The sequence below is a fragment of the Nonomuraea sp. NPDC003709 genome (genome assembly GCF_040610775.1).
Taxonomy (GTDB): Bacteria; Actinomycetota; Actinomycetes; order Streptosporangiales; family Streptosporangiaceae; genus Nonomuraea; species Nonomuraea angiospora_A.
This window is the reverse complement of record NZ_JBEXMW010000034.1, coordinates 12337-33365: the sequence shown is the minus strand read 5'-3', so window position 1 is coordinate 33365 and position 21029 is coordinate 12337. Positions and strand designations below refer to the sequence as shown.

Sequence of the window (21029 nt, the reverse complement as noted above, 5' to 3'; positions counted from 1 at the left end):
TTCATTCTCCTTTGGCAGTGGCGGGGGTACGGAGCACGGTCTTCGGGGAGCCCGCCGACCGCTTGACGGTGATGCGTTCCAGGGCCCAGAGCACGACGGTCCCGGCCGAAAGGGCGGCGCCCAGGACGAACACGCCGGTCCAGCCCCCGTGCACCCAGACCACGGACGCCAGCGCGGACCCCACCGCTCCCCCGGCGAAGAAGACGGTGAGGAAGGCCGAGTTGATCCGGTTGCGGGCCTCGGGCCGCAGCGCGAACAGGACGTTCTGGCTGCTGTTGAGCACCGCCTGATGCGCCAGATCGAGCACGACCACGCCGGCGACCAGCCAGATCAGGGACCGCGCCCCCGCCGCGAGCGCCAGCCAGGACGCCACCAGCAGCACCGTCCCTGCGCCGGTCACGACCTGTACGTATCCGCGGTCGGCCAGCCGCCCCGCCACCGTGGCGGTCAGCGCGCCCACGACGCCGACCAGCCCGAACAGGCCGATGGCCGACTCCGGCCAGTCGTACGGCGACCCCGACAGCAGGAAGGTCAGCGCCGTCCACAGCACGCTGAACGAGGCGAGGCTCAACGCGCCGATCCCCGCCCGCCACCGCAGCAGCGGCTCGTGCCGGAACATCGCCACCGTCGAGCGCAGCAGGCCGAGGTAGGTCAGGCGGCCGCCGTCCCCGCCGAGCCGGGGCAGGAACGTACGCAGCAGCACGGCCATCAGCGCCATCAGGGCCGCGTTCACCCAGTAGACCGTCCGCCACCCGCCCACCTCCGACAGGGCTCCGGACGCGGTGCGCGCCAGCAACAGCCCGAGCATCAGGCCGGTCATCACGGTGCCGACCACCCGGCCGCGCTCGGCCGGGTCCGCCAGCGTCGCCGCGAACGGCACCACGACCTGCGCTCCCACCGAGGACAGCGCGGTCAGGGCGGTACCGGCCAGGAGCACCGTGCCGTTGGGAGCGGTGGCCGACACCAGCAGGAACACCGCGGTCGCCGCGTAGAGCGCCACCGCCAGCCGCCGCCGCTCCACCAGATCGCCGAGCGGCACCAGCAGGATCAGCCCCAGCGCGTACCCGCCCTGCGCGGCCGTCACCACCAGCGCCGCCTGCGACGGCCCGACGCCCAGCTCCCGGCCGATCAGGTCGAGCAGCGGCTGCGCGAAGTAGTTGCCGGCGACCGCCAACCCGGTCGCCACTGACATGAGCAGGAGCATCCCGCGCGACAGGCGGCCGTCCGTTTGAGGTCTCATCGCCGTCATGCGGACAGCCTGGGCGATGGAGCATCTATGAGTCCAACGCATGTTTTTCATCGGAACGATCGCGTTTCACGATCGATCATTCCGAGCGGCGGACGGGGGCCGGACGGGGTGGGGTCAGCGGGTACGGCGGGCGATGAAGGTGATGGTGCCCAGGGCGGTCGCGGCGGCGGCGATCCAGATCAGGATGTCCTTGGCCGTTAAGCCGGTCGCGCCCGCGTCGACGGCCGCCTGGGAGGTCGTGCCCGCGTCCTTCGCGGGGGCCTGCCGCGCGGCCGCGGTCGGGCTGGGGGTGGCGGCGGCGGTGGCGGCGGGTTGGGCGGTGCCGGGGATCGTGACGCGGTAGACCGGGCTTCGGGGCCCCTCCGTGCCCGTGAGCAGGGACTTGCCGTCAGCCGTGTACGTGATCGACTCCGCCTGCTTCAGCTCCGGCATCGACACCCTGGTGATCATCTCGCCCGGCGGGCGGTAGAGGGTGGCCGAGAAGTACGTGCGGATGACGTACGAGGAGCCGTCGGGGGCGTAGGCGGCGTCCGTGGCCATGAGAGGCGCGGTGGCCACCTTGCGCAGGACGTTCGTCCTGTCGGTACGGAGCTTCTTCGGCGCGGCGTAGACGGACCCCGAGAACTCCTTGGACACCACGTAGAGCCGCCCCGTCTTGGGGTTGATCATGATGCCTTCCGCGTTGCGGCCGCCGTCGGCGTAGCGGAAGCGGTAGCGGGTCGCGGGCAGGGTGGCGTCCTTGATGGTCTGGGGCTCCACCACGCGGTAGATGGAGACGTCCGGCCAGGCCCCGTTGAGGTTGTCGCCGATGTCCGCGAACCACAGCGTGGCCTGCCCCGTGGCCGGGTCCTTGGTCGCGGCCATGGCCTCCCAGTCTCTCGCCTGGGCGCCCTTCACCTGGAAGGTGGCCCGCGTCCGCCCCTTGCCGTCCACGGCGTAGAAGGTGGGGCTGGCGGAGCTGTCGTTGTGCGTGTAGTAGGTGTCCGCGTGCGTCGGCGAGACGGCCAGGCCGCTGGACTCCGTGATCTTGGGGTCCTTGAAGGTGAAAAGCTTCTCCATCCCCTCGTCCGCCACCGCCGCACGGGCGGGAACGGTGAACAGCACACTGGTGGCCATCGCCACAGCCCCCGCGGCGGCCAGCGCCCGCATCACTCCATCCCCCACTCCGACATCATGCCCCACGAGTCGCCGCCCAAGACCGACCTCCAACGCCGCCGCTCGTGTCCGCGTTGATAGCGGGTGGAAGGAGACGCATGGACCCATATGAGGGCTTCAGGGAGTTCGTCCGCGGACGCCAGCACGCGCTGATGCGTACCGCGTACCTGCTCACCGGCGACGCCCAGCAGGCCGAGGACCTGCTGCAGACCGTTCTGATGCGGACGGCCAGGCACTGGCGGAAGCTGATGAAAGACGGCAATCCGGAGGCGTACGTCCGCAGGGCGCTCGTCAACGAGCACATCTCCTGGCGGCGGCGCAGGCGTGCCAAGGAGACGCTCACCGCGCACCCGCCGGAGATCGTGCACGGGGCCGGCCCCGAGGACGTGAGCCTGCACCGCATGACGCTGCAGCGGGCTCTCCTGCGCCTGACGCCACGGCAGCGGGCCGTGCTGGTGCTGCGGTACTACGAGGACCGCAGCATCGACGAGACCGCCGACCTGCTCGGCTGCTCGCCCGGCACGGTCAAGAGCCAGACCAGCCACGCGCTCGGCCGCTTACGCGCCCTCGCCCCCGAGCTGGCCGAACTGCTTCACGACGTCGATCCCGAGGAGGTCTACCGATGACCCGGTTCCGTGACGAGCTCCAGCTGATCGCCGCCCAGGCGCCCGAGGTCGACCTGGCCGAGCGGGCGGTGCGGGGGGCGCGCAGGTGGAAGGCGGCGACGTTCGGCTCGGCGCTGGCGTCGCTGGTCGCGACCGCGCTCGCGGCCACCGTCCTGATCACCACCCCGGGCGGCGCCACGATGAGCGGCGAGATCGCGAACGTGCTGCCCGCCTCCGGCGTGGACCCGGCCGCGTACGCGTACTACGACTTCTGCGGCAGGGAGTGGGACTACCGGAAGAACACCAAAACCTTCGGCAAGGAATGCGCCCAGTGGCGGCTGGTGACCCGCACCGGCGGGAGCTTCCGGATGCCCGAGGCGCTCAGCGTGTACACCGAACAGACCCCCGACAACTACATGAACACCGGCGGCCCCCTGGAGATCTCCTCGGACGGGAAGCGGGTGGCGTACTACAGCGAGAAGGACCAGAAGTTCGCGGTCCGGGACCTGGCCGACGGCCGCATCTGGCTCACCCCGCAGACCGTCACGCGGGAGACGATGGTGAAGAACGGGATGGTGCTGGTGCTCTCCCCCGACGGGCGTTTCCTCGGCCTGCTGGGCGCGACGAGCTCCGTGGTGGACATGGAAACAGGCCAGGTGACCGAGATCCCCGAGGGGTGGCGCGTGCGGCGGATCGGCAACGGCGGGACCCCGGTCGTGGTCAGCGACGACGAGGACCGGCTGGGGGTGTTCGACGGCGGGAAGGTGACGCCGTTGAACAAGACCTCGCGGCAGGTCAGCGAGCTGTCCGCGGACGGGCGCACGGTGGCCTACCTCGACGGCGAGGAGATCAAGGACCATCTCGTGACCCGCCCCGTCGACACGGTCGTCACCCTCGACGTCACTACCGGCAAGATCCTTTCCAGGGCCGAGTTCACCGACGTCCCGAAGAACGTTCGCGGCCCGCGCATCGGCGGCTGGCACAGCTCCACGGAAGTGGTGATCAGTGACAAGCCGAGCAGCGGCACCTGGGGAGGCAAGGAGGGCGGCGTGCCCACGCTGGGCGAGGTCACGTACGCGATCGACGTCAACACCGGCCGGATCCGCAAGCTCGCCGAGCACACGTACAAGGCCTGGGCGGGCGACCTGTCCCTTCCGGGTTTCTAGCCGACGAGGACCCGCCCGACCTTGGCGCTGTGGCGGTGGAAACCGGTGCCCTGGAGCACCACCAGGAGCCCGTTGGCCACCGCCATGGCCACCCAGAGGCCGGTGATCCCCCAGGCCCTGGCCACGGGTACGGCGGCCACGACCAGCAGCCCGTACCCGATCGCGAAGTAGGACAGGCTGGCGGCGGAGCGTTTGAGCGCGGTGAGGCCGAAGCCCTGCACCGCCTGGGCCGCGTCCAGCAGCGACGCCAGCAACATCAGCGGCAGCAGCCCCAGCACGCGCTCCCGCACCGCCACGTCGTCGCTGAACAGCCTCAGCAGCTGCTCCCCGAGCCCGAGCAGCAGGCCCGCCCCGGTGAGCGTCCCCATGACGGCGAGCAGGGCCGCGGTGCGGTTGGCCCGGCGCGCACCCGCGGGGTCGGGGGCGCGGGCCACGTCCGGCATCGCGGCCTGGGCGACGGAGAGCGAGGCCATCATGATGAAGCCGGTGAGGGTGGTCAGCACCGCGTGGGCGGCGGTGTCGCGCGTGCTGGTGGTGCCGGCCGCGAAGGTGACGACCCCGAGCACGCCGAACTTGATGAGCACGGTCCCGGCCAGCGGGATGCTGACCTTCGCCAGGGCGACGATCTCGCCGGTCCTCGGCCGGGCCTGCCCGACGGGCCGCCTGAGCGCGCGCCGCACGCCGTAGGTCGCCACGAGCGCCGCCGCCGTGCCCGAGATCAGCCAGGCCAGGCCCACGCCGGTGAGCCCGAGCGGCGGCACCAGCACGACGGTGAGCCCGCCCAGCACCACGCCGGAGACCAGGGTCGGCCAGAGCACGCTGCGGGTGTGCCCGAGCGCGATCAGGATGGTGCTCGAACCTCCGGTGGAGGCGAAGACCAGCAGGGACACCGCGAGGAAGTACGGCAGCAGGCCCATCTCGCGCACCACCTCGCCGGGCACCCCGGTGGCGCTCGCGATCAGCGGCACGCAGATCACGGCGAGCGCGCCGACCAGGCCGGTGGCCAGGCTGAGCCAGCGCGCGTCCCGCACGATCGGCACGGCCGCCGCCGGGTCGTCCCGGTACGGGGCCACGAACGGCCCGAGCCCGCGCAGCGCGCCCTGCACCGCGGCGCCGGCGGGGTTGAGCACGGCGGTCACGACCGCGAACGCGGCCAGCGTCACTGTGTCATGCTTGCCGAGCACCGAGGTGACCACCAGGGAGCCGACCATGCCCGCGACCATCGCCAGGAACAGCGGCACGGCGGCGCGGAGTAAAGCGATCATGAAGCGCGGAGGTCCGCCGGCGCTCCATTGGAGATCATGGACCTAGTGTATGGCCTGGAGTGCGCTCCAGGTCTTTAGGGTTGAAGTCATGGATTACGTCAACCTCGGACGCAGTGGCCTGCAGGTGAGCCCGCTCTGCCTCGGCACCATGAACTTCGGCCCCCTGACCACGGAGGAAGACTCCTTCGCGATCATGGACCGGGCGTTGGAGCTGGGGATCAACTTCTTCGACACGGCCAACGTGTACGGCTGGAAGCTGGGCGAGGGCATCACCGAGCAGATCGTCGGCCGGTGGTTCGCCCAGGGCGGCGGGCGCCGGGAGAAGACCGTCATCGCGACCAAGCTCAACGGCAAGATGAGCGACTGGCCCAACGACCAGAAGCTGTCCGCCCTCAACATCCGCAGGGCCTGCGACGCCTCGCTGAAGCGGCTGCAGACCGACTACATCGACATCTACCAGGCGCACCACGTCGACCGGGACACCCCGTACGAGGAGTTCTGGGAGGCGATGGACGTCCTGCGCCAGCAGGGCAAGATCATCTACGTGGGGTCGTCCAACTTCGCCGGCTGGCACATCGCCAAGGCCCAGGAGGCGGCCGCCCGGCGTAACGTCAACGGCCTCATCAGCGAGCAGTCCCACTACAACCTGCTCACCCGCGCGGTCGAGCTCGAGGTGCTGCCCGCGTGCGAGGACTACGGGCTCGGTGTGATCCCGTGGAGCCCGCTGGCCGGCGGCCTGCTCGGCGGCGTGCTGCGCAAGATCGACAAGGGCCGCTCGGCCTCCGAGCACATGGTCAAGCAGCTCGAGAAGCACCGCGACAAGATCGAGCAGTACGAGAAGCTCTGCGACGAGCTGGGCGAGGACCCGGCGTACGTGGCCCTGGCCTGGCTGCTCAAGCAGCGGGCGGTGGTCGCGCCGATCATCGGCCCGCGCACCCTGGAGCAGCTCGAGGGCAGCCTGCGCACCCTGGAGATCGACCTTGACGAGGCCACGCTGGCCCGTCTCGACGAGATCTTCCCCGGTCACAAGACGGCCCCCGAGGACTACGCCTGGTAAGTCAGCTCACCAGAGCGCCGACGACGACGATGAGCAGGAGCAGGCCGAGCACAATCGGCAGCAGCCACATGCGAGGACGATCCACGGTCTGGAGCCTAGCTCTGCCCGGAGGGTGCGAGCGCCCATTCGGCGAGTGACTCGTACCTCACCTGGGGCCCTGTGTGACTGCGGACGAGACGGACCTGCTCCGCCCGCCACGGCGAGCCGCTGAACCCGGACAGCGACTCGACCAGCGGGCGCAGGTCCGTCTCCGTCTTGGCGCGGGCCAGCGTGAGGTGCGGGTGGAACCGTTTCTCATCGGTCTGTACGGCACCGGCCCGCCGGGCGCCCGCCTTGACCGAGTCCGCCAGCCTCGTCATGGAGTCGCCCGTGACGCCCACCCAGAAGACCCTGGCCCGGCGGGCGGAGGAGAAGGCGCCGAAGCCGGTGAAGGCCAGGTCGAGGACGCTGTAGCGGTGTACGGCGCGGGCCAGGCGCTCCTCCAGCTCGGGCAGCACCTGCTCGGGCACCTCGCCGAAGAAGCCCAGCGTGATGTGCCAGGTGGCACGGTCGGGCCAGCGCAGCCCCGGCACCTGCCCGACGTGCGGCGCGATGGCGCGCGAGATCTCGTCCAGGATCTCGTCGGGCGGCACCAGCGCCGCGAACAGCCTCATACCACCTGATTGTCTCTTGCCCACCTGCCGCCTGGGCCCCAGGGGTGGGGGCTCAGGCGACGGCGAGCGCCGGCCTCGCGACGCGGGCGGTGATCAGGCGCGTCACCAGCATCGCCAGCCCGGTGCCGACCAGCACCAGCACGCCGGACAGGATCACGCCCGCCCGCGGCCCGCCCAGCTCCGACAGCCAGCCGATGAGCGGCGCGCCCACGGGAGCCCCGCCGGTGAACACCAGCATGTAGATCCCCATGACCCGGCCCCGCATGTCCGGGGACGTGGCGATCTGGACGCTGGCGTTGGCGGCCGTGTTGATGGTGATCAGCGCGATCCCGGTCGGGATCAGCAGCAGCAGGTAGACGGGGTAGAACGGGGCCAGCCCGGTGGCGATCTGGAAGAGCCCGAACCCGAGCGCCCCGGCCACCAGCACCTTGCGTGACAGGCGCGCCCGGCGCGCCGCGAGCAGCGCGCCCCCGAGCGCCCCCACCGCGAACATGCTGGAGGCCAGCCCGAACGAGGACGCCCCGGCCTTGAACACCTCGCGCGCCATGAGCGCGATCGACATCGAGAACGACTGCGAGAACATCGACACGAACCCGATCAGCAGCACCGGCATGAGCAGCTCTTCGCGCTCGATCACGTACCGGAGCCCCTCGCGGAGCTGGCCCTTGGCCCTGGGCACGGGCGCGGCGGGGTTCAGCTCGGACCTGCGCATGAAGACCAGGCTGGAGATCACCGCGCCGAAGGTCGTCGCGTTGATCAGGAAGATGGGCCCCGTGCCGCCGAGCACGTAGATCAGCACACCGGCGAGCGCCGGGCCGACCACGCGGGCGAGGTTGAAGATGGAGCTGTTCAGCGCGATGGCGTTGGACAGGTCGCGCCGGCCGACCATCTCGACCACGAACGCCTGCCGCGTGGGCACCTCGACGCAGGAGATCAGGCCGAGCAGGAACGCCATCACGTACACGTGCCAGACCTGGGCCGAGCCCGTCATGGTGAGCACACCGATGGTCAGCGCCAGGGTGGCCATGAGCGACTGGGCGGCGATGAGGATGGGCCGCTTGGGGTAGCGGTCGGCGAGCACGCCGCCGAACATCCCGAAGATCAGCATCGGCAGGAACTGCAGCGCGGTCGCCGTACCGAGCGCCGCCGCGCTGCCGTGGGTGAGGTCGAGCACCAGCCAGTCCTGGGCGGTGCGCTGCAGCCAGGTGCCGACGTTGGAGACGATGCCACCTGCCGCGAACATGCGGTAGTTAGGAATCCTGAGCGACCGGAACATCCCGGTCTTGGGTTCTTCAGGCTCTATATCCTGCTGAGCTTCTCCAGAATCGGCGCCGCCTGGCGGAGCACCGACCGTTCCTCCGGCGAGAGCTCCTTCAGCCGCTGCGTCAGCCACGCCTCCTTGCGGCGTCGCTCCTCCTTCAGCAGCTTCTCGGCGGCCTCGGTTACCGTCACGGTCACCTGGCGCCGGTCGGTCGGGTGCGGGCTGCGCGAGACCAGGCCGCGCTCCTCGAGGGCGGCGATCACGCGCGTCATCGAGGGTGGCTGAACCTTCTCGAGCTCGGCCAATTCGCCGGGGGTTATCCCGGAATGCCGTTCCACCGCGGCGAGCGTCGCGAACTGTGTGGGAGTCAGCGAGTGAGCTGCCGCCTGTCGTCGTAGGCGCCTGGTCAGCCTTGCCATTGAGACGCGCAGGGCTGAAGCCAGGCCTGCGTCGCTGCGCAGGTCCGTCTTGGGCTGGGGTTTGGTTAGCATGTGTCATTACCTTTGCTAACTATACGGCATGTCGAGAAATTTCCGAAAGCAAATATCTGGTACCTCCTTGGTACCTCGAAGCCGCCCCGCACGCGCAGGGCGGCTTCGAGGGCGTGCTCAGACGCCGAAGAGCACCCGGATCGGCCCGATCGCGAAGTACAGGACGAACAGCGCCGTGACCCCCCACAGCAACGGGTGGATCTCGCGCGCCTTGCCCCGCACGACCTTGATCAGCACGTAGCTGATGAAGCCGGCGCCGATGCCGTTGGAGATCGAGTACGTGAACGGCATGATCACGACGGTGAGGAACGCCGGGATCGCGATCTCGAAGTCATCCCAGTCGATGTCGCGGATCGAGGTCATCATCAGGAAGCCGACCACGATCAGCGCGGGCGCGGCGGCCTCGTACGGGACGACCGTGACGAGCGGCGCGAAGAAGATCGCCACGAGGAACAGCAACCCGGTGACCACGCTGGCCAGACCGGTGCGGGCGCCCTCGCCGACTCCGGCGGCCGACTCGATGTAGGTGGTGTTGGAGGAGACGGACCCGGCGCCGCCGGCCGCCGCGCCGATCGAGTCGACGAGCAGGATCTCCCTGGTACGCGGCAGCGTCCCGTCCTCCTGCACCAGGCCCGCCTGGCGGCCGACGCCCACGATGGTGCCCATGGTGTCGAAGAAGTCCGTGATGAGCAGGGTGAAGACGAACAGCACGGCCAGCAGCACGGAGATCCTGCTGAACGCGCCGAACGGGTCGAACTCCGTGAACAGCGTGAGCGGGTTGTGGAAGCCGAAGATCTGGTCGGGGACCGTCGGGACGTTCAGCTGCCAGCCGCCGGGGTTCTTGGCCGAGAACTGACCGGACTTGGTGATCAGCTCCACGACGATGGCCAGCACGGTGGTGCCGACGATGCCGATCAGGATGGCGCCCTTGACCTTGCGCGCCACCATCACGGCCGTGACGAGCAGGCCGACCACGAACACGAAGATCGGCCACGAGGTCAGGCTGCCCCCGATGCCCATCTCCAGAGGCGGCCCGGCGGGCACGCGCCGCACGAAGCCGGCGTCCACGAAGCCGATCAACGCGATGAACAGGCCGATGCCCACGCTGATGGCGGTCTTGAGCTGGGCCGGGATGGCGTGGAAGACCGCCGTCCGAAGCCCGGTCAGCACCAGGATGGCGATGATGACGCCTTCGAGGAAGACCAGGCCCATGGCCTCTTCCCAGGTCATCACCGAGGCGATGTTGAAGGTGACGAAGGCGTTCAGGCCCAGGCCCGCCGCCATCGCGAAGGGCACCCGGCCGACGACGCCCATGAGGATCGTCAGCACGCCCGCCACGAAAGCCGTCCCGGCGGCGACGAGCGCCACGTTGGGCGTCGTGCCGTCGCCGATGACCTGCTTCTGCACGTCCGTGCCGTTGGCAATGATGATGGGGTTCAGCACCACGATGTAGGCCATGGTGAAGAACGTGGCCAGGCCGCCCCGCACCTCACGGGAGACGGTCGAGCCTCGTTGGGAGATTTGGAAGAAACGGTCGATAGCGTTACGAGTGTCGCTCACGACGCGAACAGTGACAGGCAGGATGAGCTGCGGAAAGAGTCGGTAATGAGATCGAGACCCTATTGCAAGCTAGGCTGGACAACGTGAAGCAGTGGCATCCCGATCCGGAGCCGATCAAGACCAACGACACGGCCGCCGTCGCCATCGGCACCGCGGTCTGGGCCGTTGTGCTGGTCGCCCTGTTGATCTTCCGTCCCGCCCCCGAGAACACCTGGTGGATCTGGACCTGCGTGACCGGGATCGGCTTCGGGCTCTTCGGCATGTGGTTCGTACGCCGTCGGCAGCGAAACTGACATTCGTCATCTCCGGCGCTTCGCTGAAGTCATCCGGATGTGGTGTTTTCACCCACTACCTCGGCTTATCCCGGCTTCAGCATGCTTGTCAGCATGAAGAAGGCCATAGGGACAGTCCTCCTGAGCGCGGTGGTGCTCGCCGGTTGCGGCACGGCCGACCGGCCCGCCCAGGAGCCGGGTACGGTCGCGTGGAGCACCTGCACCGACCTCATGGGCCCGGACGGCAATCCGGCGCCCCCCGCCGCCGGCGTCGAGTGCGGCAAGCTCCAGGTCCCGCTCGACCACGCCAGACCGGACGGTGAGAAGATCGGCCTCGCGCTCATCCGCGTCAAGGCCACCGGCGACCGCCTCGGCTCGCTGGTCTTCAACTTCGGCGGCCCCGGCGCCTCCGGCGTGGACACGATGGCGCAGGCCGCCAGGGCGTTCGGGAGCCTGGGCACCCGCTATGACCTGGTCAGCTTCGACCCGCGCGGCGTCGACCGCAGCTCCGGCGTCAGGTGCGGCGGCCAGATCGCCAAGCTGCTCGCGTCGACGACCGAGGCCGACGGCGACCGGCTGGCCGGGGAGTTCGCCGCGGCGTGCCGGCAGGACTCGGGCAAGCTCCTGCCGTACGTCGGCACCGTGCACGCCGCCAAGGACCTCGACCTGCTCAGGGCCGCGCTCGGCGACAAGCAGCTCAACTATTTCGGCCTCTCGTACGGCACGCACCTCGGCGCCGTGTACGCCACCCAGTTCCCCAAGAACGTCGGCCGTTTCGTCCTGGACAGCGCCTTCGACCCCACGGTCACGTGGGAGCAGCGGGCGGTGACGCAGGCGGAGGGCTTCGACCACGCGTTCCAGGCGTTCGCCGAGGACTGCGTGGCGCAGAGCTGCGAGCTGGGCGCCGACCCCGCCGCCGTCGAGAAGGCGGTCGTGGGCCTGCTCGACGGGCTCAAGGACAAGCCACTCAAGGTGGGGGACCGGGAGCTCACATACGGGCTGGGCCAGCTCGGCGTCATCACCCCGCTCTACGCCAAGGCGACCTGGCAGGTGCTGGAGCAGGCCGCCGCGGCGGCGATCAAGGGCAACGGCACGGCGCTGCTCATGCTGGCGGACGCGTACACGGGGCGCAGGGCCGACGGGACGTACACGACGATGATGACGAGCCTGCAGGCGATCAGCTGCGCCGACACCGCCGAGCGGCCCACCGCCGCCGACGTCGCCAAGGTCAACGACCGGGTGGAGAAGATCTTCCCAGTCCTGTCGGTGGAGGGCTCGGGCGCTCCCTGCGCCCACTGGCCGGTGCCGGGCGACGACGCGGCCAAGCGCATCGACGCGACCGGCTCCGGGCCCATCGTGGTCATCGGCGGCAAGGGCGACCCCGCCACGCCCTACCAGTGGGCCACCCGGCTCACGGACCAGCTCAAGACGGGCGTCCTGGTCACGTACGAGGGCGAGGGCCACGGGGCCTACCTGACGGGCAACGCGTGCGTCATGCGGACGGTGGACGCGTACGTGCTGGAGGGCAAGGTGCCCGCCAGGTCCACCGCCTGCGCGGCCTGACGCTCCGGGGAGGCACCACGGGGGCGCCTCCCCACCGAGCCGGTCAGGCCGAGGTCAGGACAGGTCAGGACAGGTCGGACTCGGCGAGCAGGAGGGGCACCGACTCCGGGTCACGCAGCAGCGCGGCCACCGCCAGCCGGTCGTTCCACTGGCCCGTCGCCCAGGCCAGGCCGCGGGCGAGCCCGTCGAGGCCCGTGCAGTGGACCATGCCCTCGAAGAAGCGCCACGTGCACTCCACCCCGTCCACCAGCAGCTTCTCGTGCTCCACGTAGCTGGTGGGCGCCGTGGGCAGCAGCGCCTGCACCTCCTGGGGCACCGGGCGCACCTGGCCCTGCGAGGTGACCTCCCCGGAGGTCAGCTCCCCGGCCAGCGGCAGGTCGAGCAGCTCGGACAGCGACTCCGCCAGGTCGTACGGGGCCAGCACGAGCGGCCGGTCCACCACGAGCTGCAGCAGGTCGGGCGCCTCCACCACCACCGCGTCCTCCGCGGCGGCCACCACGATGGAGCCCGCCTGGACCGCGCGGACCCGGGACGGCGGGGCCACCCGGGACGGATCCACGCCCGCCAGCGCGATCCACAGGGCCCGCAGCTGCGCCCGGTCCACCTCGACGGCCGGGTCGGCCATCAGGTCAAGAAGCTCCTCCGGGCCTCCGTGGGAGGCGAGCAGCTCGGACAGCGTCGTGCGCACCCCGAGCATCGACAGCGCGGCCTCGTCGAGCCCTGCGGGCGCGTCCGCGTAGAGGCCCTGGAGCAGCGGGTCGGCCCCGGGCAGCCGCAGCTCCAGCGGCTTGCGGCCGTCGAGCACCGGGTGGTTGGCCAGCCACCACGCCGTGTAGGACGGGACCTCCACGCCGGCCACCCGCAGCGGGTGGAGGGCGGCCCGCAGCGGCGGGCGGCTCAGCAGCGCGAGGGCGGCCGGCCAGTCGGCCACCAGCTCCAGGTCGCGCACCGCCAGGAACTCCGGCACCATCGGCGGCACGCCCAGCTCGGGCAGCAGGTCGAGCACGTGGTCGAGCCAGTCGTCCTCGCCGTCGAGATCGTGGTCGCAGTCGTCCTGGTCGAGCAGCACGTCCGCCTCGTGGACCGTCGCGAACCCGTCGAGCACCCCGGCCGCGGCGAGCACCCGCGCGCCGTACTCCTCCTCCAGCTCGGAGGCGGCCACTCCGAGGTGCGTGCCGGGCTCCAGGAGCCCCGCCAGCGCCCCGTCGGCCAGCATGAGCTCACCGGCGGGGTAGAGCTCGCCGTCGGTGCCGCGCAGGGCCAGCTCGGCCAGCCACGGAGCCTCGCCGGGCGCCAGCGCCGAGGCCTCCACCAGCGACAGCACGGCCCGCGCCACCGGCTCCGGGTCGGGGCTGTCGAGCGACTGCGCGACGGCGGCCTTGGTCAGCGGGTCTTCGAGAATCGTGCGCGGCGTGGCCTCGGCCGCGCCCAGCCTGAGCAGCGCGGGGTGGGCCGCCTCGGGGTGCACGATGCGCAGCCCCAGCGGGCTGAGGTCCAGCTCGGCCCCGCCGTCGGTGAGGATCAGCGTGCCGCGCGGCCCGCGCACCAGCCGGCCGTCGGTCAGCGGCACCGGCAGGGCGCCCAGCGACTCGGGATCGTCGGCGGGCAGCACCTCGTAGAGCGAGCGCCACCACGACGGCTCGCGCGCCTCCACGGCCTCGCCCGACAGCAGATCGATCACGTCGGCCAGCTCGACCCTGCGCACGCCCAGCGCGGCCATCGCCGGATGCCTGGCGGGCCATCCGGCGGGCAGCAGCCCCGGCACGAAGTCGGCGACCGCCGCGAGCAGCTCGGCGGAGCCGGCGGCCACCACGGCGGCCTCCTGGCCCGCGACCACCCATCCGTCGTCGCCGGGCTCACGGGCGGGGTGCTCGACCTGCCACTGCGCGTCGGGCTCGTAGACCTCCGCGTCGGCGAAGGACGGGGTCTGCACGGCGGGCGCGGGCGCGGACAGCGCCGGCAGCAGCGGCGTCGAGGGCAGCCTGGCCAGCACGGCCCGGCGGATCCTGGCGTCCAGCTCGCCCTTGCCCATCAGCGACGGCACCAGGTCGAGCAGCTTGGGCGTGCGCGGCAGCTCCTGGAGCAGGCGGACGTAGGCGTCGGCCACCCGCTCGACCAGGAAGTCGGTCAGCGGCCCCTTGGCGAAGTGGCGCCGGTCGGTGGCCATCGGGAACGACGCGATCAACAGCGCGGGCAGGTCGAGCGGCTCGTCGCTGGGCGTCGGCGCGTGCACCACCGGCGGCACCGCGGCGGGCAGCGGCCCCGGCTCGCCGGTGCCGGTGAGCGGCACCGCCCAGCGCAGCGACCAGTAGGGGCGGGCGCGCTCCTCGGTGGGCCGGTCGGCGAAGAGCCGGCTCACCTCCTCGGCCGTGAACTCCCCCGACTCCGAGACCACGTGCCAGCCGTCGGCGGCCACGGTGCGGACCGACCCGTCGAGGTCGATCTCGATGGCCTCCAGCGCGGGCATGCCGAGCAGCAGCGCCGGGCTGGTCTCGGCGAGCATGACCCGGACCGCGTCCACGCAGACCGGGTCGCGCAGCGGCAGGTGTACGACGGTGTCGAAACCCTCGGGCACGTCGAGCGGCGGCGCGTCGAACGGCAGCCTGAGCAGCGGAACATGCCCCGAACGGTCGGCCAGCTCGCCCGCGAGCGCGGGGATCTCCGCCACCGCGGCCGTGGTCTCCGAACGCGACCAGCGGACCGCGCCGCTGCCGCGCGAGCAGATGGCGGGCTCGTCGCAGACCGAGACCACCGCGGCGAACCCGACGCCGAACCGCCCGGCCGCGCCCACCTCGTCGCGTTTGCCGGAGACGCGCAGCGTCGACAGACCCTCGACACCGGTCGCGTCGAGCGGGGCGCCGGTGTTGGCGGCCGTCAGCACGTCGCCCCTGAGCGTCAGCCGCAGCACCCCCGGCACACCCGCGCGCAAGGCCGCGTCGGCGGCGTTCTGGGCGAGCTCGACGATCAGCCGGTCCCGGTAGCCGCCGAGCGCGAAGTCCTCTTCGGCGTTGGCGTCTTCGCGGAACCTCGCGGGCGAGGCCGTCCACGCGGAGAGGACGGCGGCTCGCATCCGGTCAGTGCCATAGGTGTCGGTCATCGATCACGATCCTGGTAGAGGGGTAACGGCCACGCGTAGGTTAGCGGCCTGCTCTGTCAGGAATGGCCGAGTTCTTCGGAGGCCGACTCGTCGACCGAGCCCGCCTCCTCCTCCATCAGGTCATAACCCAGGTCGTCGAGGATCGGCGTGGCCTGCTCGACGGTCGGCGGCAGGACGGCGGCCTCGGAGTGGGCGCCGCAGCCGTGGTCGGCGGCGACGACCTTGCCGTCGTCAGGAGCGTACTCATTGGCGCAGACCCCGAACGTCTGCCGCAAGCCACCCGCCAGCGGCCAGTAGAAGCCGCAGGTGGAGCATTGCGCGGGAGCGGCGTGTGCGATCGGCGTGTGCGGCCCGTGCTCGCCCGAGTGCCAGCGTCTGGCCGCCAGGTCCTTGCCGATGGCCGAGAGCACACGTGCCCGGCCCAGGCCGTACTCGAAAACCGCCTGATGGTCGCCGCTGTCGTCGTCGGTCTCGGTGAAGCCCGGCGCGAGCCTGTCGTCGTCCTCAGAGGTCGGCAGCAGGTCGCCCACGCCGAGGTCGCCGGGGCGCAGGCGCTCGCTCCACGGCAGCCACTCGGGCGCGAGCAGCGCGCCCGAGCCGGGTAGCAGGACGGCCTCGCTGACCGTGACCTTCTTGGCCCGCGAGGCACGCGTGACGGTGACGGCCCAGCGCCAGCCGCGATATGCCCGGTCGAGACAGGCGAAGTAATGGGTGACGATCCGGTCGCCCTCGCCCTCGAACCCGAGGTGCTCACCGGGCTCGCCCGGCCACGCGAGCTCCTCGGCCGCGCTGCGCGCCAGATCGACCGCGGCGACACAGGCCTGGTCGGGAGCGGAGACGCGGGCCCTGGTGCGGCTCATCGGGGGCCCTCCGCCGAAAGGTGCTGTTCGCTCACACTTCATTCTCACCCATGGGCGGACCTGAGAGTCCCACAACGGGGGATCCCGCACCGAGATCGCGGACGAATCAGGTAAGACTGGTATGCGTGGAGGGAGGCTGGGGCCGGGCACGCGACATCTCGCGGCGGGTGGCACGCGGGGCCGCCGACGCGGGACGCGCCACCGTGCGCGCGGGCAGGGCCACGGCCGGCGGCACGGCCAGGGCGGGCAAGGCCACGGCAAAGGGCGCGCGAAAAGTCGGCAAGGCCACCCGGCGCCTCACGTACGCCAACGGCGCCGGCCGCACCGGGCTCGGCCGGCTGATCGAGCTGTCGGCGGGCAACAGCGCGAGTGACGCGCTGGTCACGGTGGCACTGGCGAGCACGGTGTTCTTCGGCGTGCCTGTGGGCGAGGCCCGCGGCTCGGTGGCCCTCTACCTGGTCATCACGATGCTCCCGTTCGGGCTGCTGGCGCCGTTCGTGGGGCCGATCCTCGACCGGTTCAGGTCGGGGCGGCGCTATGTGATGGCGGGCACGCTGTTCGGGCGGGGGCTGCTCTGCTTCGCGATGGCGGCCGCGGTGGGCCCCGGCGACCTTCCCACGCTGTTCATCGGGGCGCTGGGCGTGCTCGTGCTGTCGAAGGCGTACAACGTGTCGCGGGCCGCGATCATGCCGAGCGTGCTGCCCGCGGACATCACGCTGGTGTCGGCGAACGCGCGGGTGGCGCTGTTCACGTTAGTCTCCGCGGGGGTCGCGGTGCCGCTCGGCGCCGGGCTGACCGCCTGGCTGGGCAGCGCGCTGGTGCTGCGCGTCGCGATGGTGGCCTTCCTGCTGCTGGGAGTCGCCGCCGTACGCCTGCCGCGCCACATCGACTCGCCCGACCTGGAGGAGGAGGGAGCCGCGCCGCGCTGGCGCACCCTGCTCAAGGTGGGCCCCGCGGTGGCCGAGGCCGTCTGGGCCAACGTGGCGCTGCGCGTCTTCTCCGGGTTCCTGCTGTTCTTCCTGCTGTTCCTGGTGCAGGACAAGGCGGTGCCCTGGCTCGCGGCCGGGCAGTTGCAGGATCCGTTCTTCGACATTCCCAAGACGATCGCGCTGCTGGCGGCCGCGGCCGGGCTGGGGGGCCTGGCCGGCGCCGTCGTGGCCAACTGGACGCGTAATCACTCGCCGCAGCTGATCGTGCTGGTCACGCTGGCCGTGACCGTCGTGACCAGCATCGCGACCGCGATCTTCTTCGGCCTGTGGACCGCGCTGGCCATCTCGCTGGTCACGGCCTTCGCACAGGAGCTGGGCAAACTCGCGCTCGACGCGATCGTGCAGCGGGAGATCGGCGAGGAGGTGCGCTCGTCCACGTTCGGCGTGGTCGAGGCGATGCTCCAGCTCGCCTGGGTGTTCGGCGGCCTGGTCGGGCTGGTGCTGTCACTGTCGGAGAGCAGCGTGGCCGGGCTGGTCACGCTGGCCGTCGCGCTGACGGCCACGCTCGGCTGGCTGCTGATCGCCAGGCGGCGGCGCGTGCGGGCGACCGACGACAAGCTGCGCAGGCAGCGGGCCGAGGCGGGCGGTCAGGAGCTCCAGCTGACCGACACGCTCGACCCGACCAAACCGCTCACCAATCCGAACACCTGACGCCGGGGGTCTCAGGCGTCGAGGTCGTCGGCGACGGCCCTGAGCACCTGCGCGATCTTCTTGGCGTGGGCCGCCTCCGGATGCTTGCCCCGCTGGTAGGACGTCGAGACGTCGTCGAGCAGCTTGATCAGGTCCTCGACGATGACGACCATCTCATCCGGCTTCTTCCGCTTGGCCTTGGGCTTGGGCTTGGCCAGTGTCGGCGGCTGCTCGAGAATCCGCACCGAGAGCGCCTGCTGGCCGCGGCGCCCTTCGGCCACGCCGAACTCGACCTTCTGGCCGGGCTTGAGCGGGGCCGCACCTGTGGGAAGCGCGGAGGAATGCACGAAGACCTCACCGCCGTCGTCGCGGGTGAGGAAGCCGAACCCCTTGTCGGCGTCGTACCACTTGACCTTGCCACTCGGCACAGGAGGACCTCGTTCAAACAGTCGAAAAGATGGATGGATGTAGGTTATGCCCCGGAGCGCGCCAGGGCGACCGGGTAAATCCCGGGCAATTACCGGAGTTCATCATGCTTGCGCCAACCTGCGAACCAGGTGGCGAATTCGGTCAGGTTGGCCAGCGCCACATCGGCTCCGTGTTCACGCAGCTCTCCTGCCGTGTATGGACCGGTCGCGACCGCCACGCTCACGGCGCCGCCCGCGCGCGCCGCCTCGATGTCCGCGACATGGTCACCAACATAAGCCGCCGCGCCGAACCGCGCGAGTGCCGATCCCTTGGCAGCTCCGAAAACGGAACCGACCACTTCGTCCACGGCGAGACCGAGCACCTTGACCGTGCCGATGGCGTCACGCAGGTTCTTGCCGGTCACCACGATCACCCGGCCGCCGCCTGCGCGTACGGCCTCGATGGCGTCGTACGCGCCTGCCATGGCCGTGTGCACCGGCACCCCTATTTGCGGATATATCTCCCTATAAAGGTCGGCGGCCGCGGCGACCTCCGTGGCGGGCAGCCAGTTGGCCAGCTCCACCTCCAGCGGCGGCCCCAGCCGGGTCACCACCGCGGCCGAGTCAATGGGCACGCCCAAACGCACGGACAGCTCGTCGTAAACGGCCGCGATGCCCTCTCGCGTGTCCGCCAATGTCATGTCAAGGTCGAATCCAACGGAAGTCGTCACATGTGCAGGATGCCAAACGCCGTCCAACGACCCGTAACGGCCTCTTGTTGTGGGACCGTGGGAATGGGAAGAAAGGAATTACTTATCGGAGAGGACCGGCCGTGACCAACGCCCCCCAACCGCCGCACGCCGGAGACCGGCTCGTCGCCTCCTCCGCCCCGCCGCGCCCGCACAGACCCGCCCGGCCCGGCGGCCCGACCGTGACGGTCTGGACCCGGACCGTGTCGGCCCTGGCCTATCTGGTCAAGGTCGCCTCGCGGATGGCGGCGCTGGTCGTGATCCTGTACGCGGTCTTCACGGTGTTCAAGGCCAACCCGGCCAACGTCTGGTACCAGTTCGTCGAGTCGCTCGCAGGCTGGCTGTCGCTGGGCCTGGCCAACCTGTTCCAGCTCGCCGACCCGCGCTGGACCGCGCTGGTCAACTACGGCCTGGCCGCGATCGTCTGGCTGATCATCGGCTCGGCGCTGGCGGGCCTGATCCGGCGCGCCGCTCCGTAAGTGCGGTCCCGCCACACACTGCGACTACTCTCAAGGCGGAGGTAACAGGATAGATATGACCAGATCGACCCGTGCGCGGATCATCGATGAGGCCCTGCGGCTGTTCGCGGAGCGGGGCTACTCCGCCACCTCCGTGGCGGAGATCGAGGCCGCCTCAGGGCTCTCGCCCGGAGCCGGCGGGCTCTACCGGCACTTCAAGTCCAAGTACGAAGTGCTCGCCGCGGCGATCAACGAGCACGCCACCCGCACCAGGAGCCAGGTGGCGGAGAGCCTGGCCGAGCTGAGCAGCATGGAGGCGTCGGCGGCGCTCGAAGATCGCCTGTCCCACCTGTGCCGCGCCGGGCTGGCCAAGGTCCGCGAGGAGTCCGAGCTGACGCGGGTGTTCTTCCGCGACCTGAGCCAGTTCCCCGAGCTGGTCGCCGTGGTCAGGGAAGGGCTGCTGCAGCCCATGTTCGACGCGATCGTCACCTGGTTCAGGGCGCAGCCCGAGTACAAGGACGTCGAGGTCGACTGGGCCGGCATCTCCGTGGTGCTGGGCGGCTCCGTGGTGCACTACCGGCTGTTCCAGGAGACGGTGGGCGAGCTGCCGGGCTACGCGGACAAGGACCAGTTCGTCGCCGGGTGGGTGCGCCTGGCGGTCGGCCTGCTGCCCAGCCCCGCGCCGGTCAGCTGACGTCGAGCAGCCGGTAGGTCAGCCACACCACGCCCAACCCCGTACCGATCATGAACATGGTGCCGCTGACGCTGTAGAACTGCGCGAAGAACGCCTGTAACCCCGGCTCGCTCCCCACCCGCAGGCCACCGACGAGCACACCGCCCGCCGAGTAGCCGAGCAGCGGCGCCCCGATCCCGAGCAGCTTGTCGCGCAGGCTCCAGCTCTCGCTGAACAGCACGAGCACCGCCCCGGCCGCCCACACCAGCACGGGGATCTCGAAGATCGCCACCGGCGGCAGGTCGAACGGCAGCAGCAGCGCGGCCACCACGAGGACGACCATCGCGGCGGCGTCGCGCGGATGCTCCTTGACCAGGGTCCTGGCGTCCCTGCCGCCGGTCGCCATGGGGTTCGCGCTGGACATGGCCATCCTGCGCAGCCCGGCGAACGGCAGGCCCCGGCCCCTGCCGAGGCTCTCCCTGGCGATCCTCCGGTACGTCTGGACGCCAGGGGGCGCGTCGGCGTCGTCCACGATCGTGGGGAAGCGCCGCGTGGAGCTCTCGTCCCCGGACGGCTTACCCTCCTCGGCGGAGCCCATGGGGGTGCGCATGGTGGGGACGCCCGCCTCGACGAGCCGGCGTGCCTCGCGCTCCACCAGCGCCACCGGGTCGCCGAACCTGGCCAGCACCTTCGACACCTCGCGCGCGTTCTGGCTGCCGTGCCGCTCCTCCTCGATCCTGGCGCGCAATCGCTTGGCGAAGTCGAGCCGCTGGTCGGCCCTGAGCACGCCGTGGGCGGCATCGGCCGCCTTGGAGACGTAGTTCAGGACGAGCTGGTCCGCGCGCTCTATCACGTCAAGCAATGCTGCC

At 70.9% G+C, this 21029-nt stretch carries 20 protein-coding genes; 8 read left to right on the top strand and 12 right to left on the bottom strand.

All coding sequences use genetic code 11. The annotated features are described in order from the left end of the window. Window position 1 precedes the first annotated feature (1 nt). Both ABZX61_RS57415 and ABZX61_RS57410 read right to left on the bottom strand, forming a co-directional pair. Window positions 2-1240 (bottom strand): MFS transporter, encoded by a 1239-nt coding sequence (locus tag ABZX61_RS57415; RefSeq protein ID WP_355209540.1) that lies wholly within the window; start codon window positions 1238-1240, stop codon window positions 2-4. 123 nt (window positions 1241-1363) lie between these two features. Further along, window positions 1364-2413, bottom strand: a complete 1050-nt coding sequence (locus ABZX61_RS57410) for a hypothetical protein (protein WP_355209537.1) — start codon at window positions 2411-2413, stop codon at window positions 1364-1366. 89 nt (window positions 2414-2502) lie between these two features. Between ABZX61_RS57410 and ABZX61_RS57405 the strand changes: the two genes are divergently transcribed. Together ABZX61_RS57405 and ABZX61_RS57400 are read left to right on the top strand one after the other, a co-directional pair. Then, window positions 2503-3030, top strand: coding sequence for a SigE family RNA polymerase sigma factor (locus ABZX61_RS57405; protein WP_355209535.1), 528 nt, complete (start codon window positions 2503-2505; stop codon window positions 3028-3030). Continuing rightward, window positions 3027-4175 carry a hypothetical protein gene (locus tag ABZX61_RS57400; protein ID WP_355209532.1) on the top strand — a complete coding sequence of 383 codons (1149 nt, stop codon included), beginning with the start codon at window positions 3027-3029 and terminating at the stop codon, window positions 4173-4175. Before ABZX61_RS57405 ends, ABZX61_RS57400 begins: the two co-directional genes overlap by 4 nt. Here the strand turns inward: ABZX61_RS57400 and ABZX61_RS57395 are convergent. Continuing rightward, window positions 4172-5440 carry an MATE family efflux transporter gene (locus ABZX61_RS57395; RefSeq protein WP_355209530.1) on the bottom strand — a complete coding sequence of 423 codons (1269 nt, stop codon included), beginning with the start codon at window positions 5438-5440 and terminating at the stop codon, window positions 4172-4174. The genes ABZX61_RS57400 and ABZX61_RS57395 overlap by 4 nt on opposite strands. 88 nt (window positions 5441-5528) lie before the next feature. Here ABZX61_RS57395 and ABZX61_RS57390 point away from each other — a divergent pair, with 88 nt between their 5' ends. Further along, window positions 5529-6497: an aldo/keto reductase gene (locus ABZX61_RS57390; RefSeq protein WP_350738478.1), complete on the top strand. Its 969-nt coding sequence runs from the start codon at window positions 5529-5531 to the stop codon at window positions 6495-6497. A gap of 95 nt (window positions 6498-6592) precedes the next feature. Here the strand turns inward: ABZX61_RS57390 and thpR are convergent, their stop codons facing one another. The 4 genes from thpR to ABZX61_RS57370 all read right to left on the bottom strand — a co-directional run bounded on the left by thpR (window position 6593) and on the right by ABZX61_RS57370 (window position 10462). Then, a complete protein-coding gene (gene thpR, locus ABZX61_RS57385; protein ID WP_350738481.1) occupies window positions 6593-7150 on the bottom strand; it encodes an RNA 2',3'-cyclic phosphodiesterase in 558 nt (185 codons plus the stop codon). A gap of 52 nt (window positions 7151-7202) precedes the next feature. Then, the gene (locus ABZX61_RS57380; protein ID WP_350738484.1) at window positions 7203-8426 is read right to left on the bottom strand and encodes an MFS transporter; all 1224 of its coding nucleotides are present in this window, start codon (window positions 8424-8426) and stop codon (window positions 7203-7205) included. A 23-nt stretch (window positions 8427-8449) separates the two neighbouring features. After that, window positions 8450-8902: a MarR family transcriptional regulator gene (locus ABZX61_RS57375; RefSeq protein WP_355209525.1), complete on the bottom strand. Its 453-nt coding sequence runs from the start codon at window positions 8900-8902 to the stop codon at window positions 8450-8452. A 117-nt stretch (window positions 8903-9019) separates the two neighbouring features. Next, a complete protein-coding gene (locus tag ABZX61_RS57370) occupies window positions 9020-10462 on the bottom strand; it encodes an NCS2 family permease (protein ID WP_350738489.1) in 1443 nt (480 codons plus the stop codon). Window positions 10463-10545: 83 nt separating this feature from the next. Here ABZX61_RS57370 and ABZX61_RS57365 point away from each other — a divergent pair, with 83 nt between their 5' ends. Both ABZX61_RS57365 and ABZX61_RS57360 read left to right on the top strand, forming a co-directional pair. Further along, window positions 10546-10755, top strand: a complete 210-nt coding sequence (locus ABZX61_RS57365) for a DUF2530 domain-containing protein (RefSeq protein ID WP_350738492.1) — start codon at window positions 10546-10548, stop codon at window positions 10753-10755. Window positions 10756-10848: 93 nt separating this feature from the next. Then, the gene (locus ABZX61_RS57360; protein WP_355209522.1) at window positions 10849-12297 is read left to right on the top strand and encodes an alpha/beta hydrolase; all 1449 of its coding nucleotides are present in this window, start codon (window positions 10849-10851) and stop codon (window positions 12295-12297) included. Window positions 12298-12361: 64 nt separating this feature from the next. On the opposite strand, the gene ABZX61_RS57355 is transcribed toward ABZX61_RS57360, so the two are convergent. After that, window positions 12362-15394 (bottom strand): hypothetical protein, encoded by a 3033-nt coding sequence (locus tag ABZX61_RS57355; RefSeq protein ID WP_355209519.1) that lies wholly within the window; start codon window positions 15392-15394, stop codon window positions 12362-12364. Window positions 15395-15450: 56 nt separating this feature from the next. Continuing rightward, window positions 15451-16254 (bottom strand): DUF3027 domain-containing protein, encoded by an 804-nt coding sequence (locus ABZX61_RS57350; RefSeq protein ID WP_350738500.1) that lies wholly within the window; start codon window positions 16252-16254, stop codon window positions 15451-15453. Between the two features lie 125 nt (window positions 16255-16379). On the opposite strand from ABZX61_RS57350, the gene ABZX61_RS57345 reads away from it, so the two are divergent. After that, window positions 16380-17894 (top strand): MFS transporter, encoded by a 1515-nt coding sequence (locus ABZX61_RS57345; protein WP_355209516.1) that lies wholly within the window; start codon window positions 16380-16382, stop codon window positions 17892-17894. 11 nt (window positions 17895-17905) lie between these two features. Here ABZX61_RS57345 and ABZX61_RS57340 read toward each other — a convergent pair whose 3' ends face one another. Both ABZX61_RS57340 and ABZX61_RS57335 read right to left on the bottom strand, forming a co-directional pair. Then, window positions 17906-18301 (bottom strand): cold-shock protein, encoded by a 396-nt coding sequence (locus ABZX61_RS57340; RefSeq protein WP_185068960.1) that lies wholly within the window; start codon window positions 18299-18301, stop codon window positions 17906-17908. Window positions 18302-18390: 89 nt separating this feature from the next. Then, complete coding sequence (locus ABZX61_RS57335) at window positions 18391-19011, bottom strand: HAD family hydrolase (protein WP_350738505.1); 621 nt, start codon at window positions 19009-19011, stop codon at window positions 18391-18393. A gap of 101 nt (window positions 19012-19112) precedes the next feature. Between ABZX61_RS57335 and ABZX61_RS57330 the strand changes: the two genes are divergently transcribed. Both ABZX61_RS57330 and ABZX61_RS57325 read left to right on the top strand, forming a co-directional pair. After that, window positions 19113-19508: a hypothetical protein gene (locus ABZX61_RS57330; RefSeq protein WP_350738507.1), complete on the top strand. Its 396-nt coding sequence runs from the start codon at window positions 19113-19115 to the stop codon at window positions 19506-19508. 55 nt (window positions 19509-19563) lie between these two features. Then, entirely contained in the window at window positions 19564-20181 is a 618-nt protein-coding gene (locus tag ABZX61_RS57325; RefSeq protein WP_350738510.1) for a helix-turn-helix domain-containing protein, read from the top strand. On the opposite strand, the gene ABZX61_RS57320 is transcribed toward ABZX61_RS57325, so the two are convergent. Further along, the gene (locus ABZX61_RS57320; protein ID WP_355209511.1) at window positions 20174-21013 is read right to left on the bottom strand and encodes a hypothetical protein; all 840 of its coding nucleotides are present in this window, start codon (window positions 21011-21013) and stop codon (window positions 20174-20176) included. The genes ABZX61_RS57325 and ABZX61_RS57320 overlap by 8 nt on opposite strands. Window positions 21014-21029 lie beyond the last annotated feature (16 nt).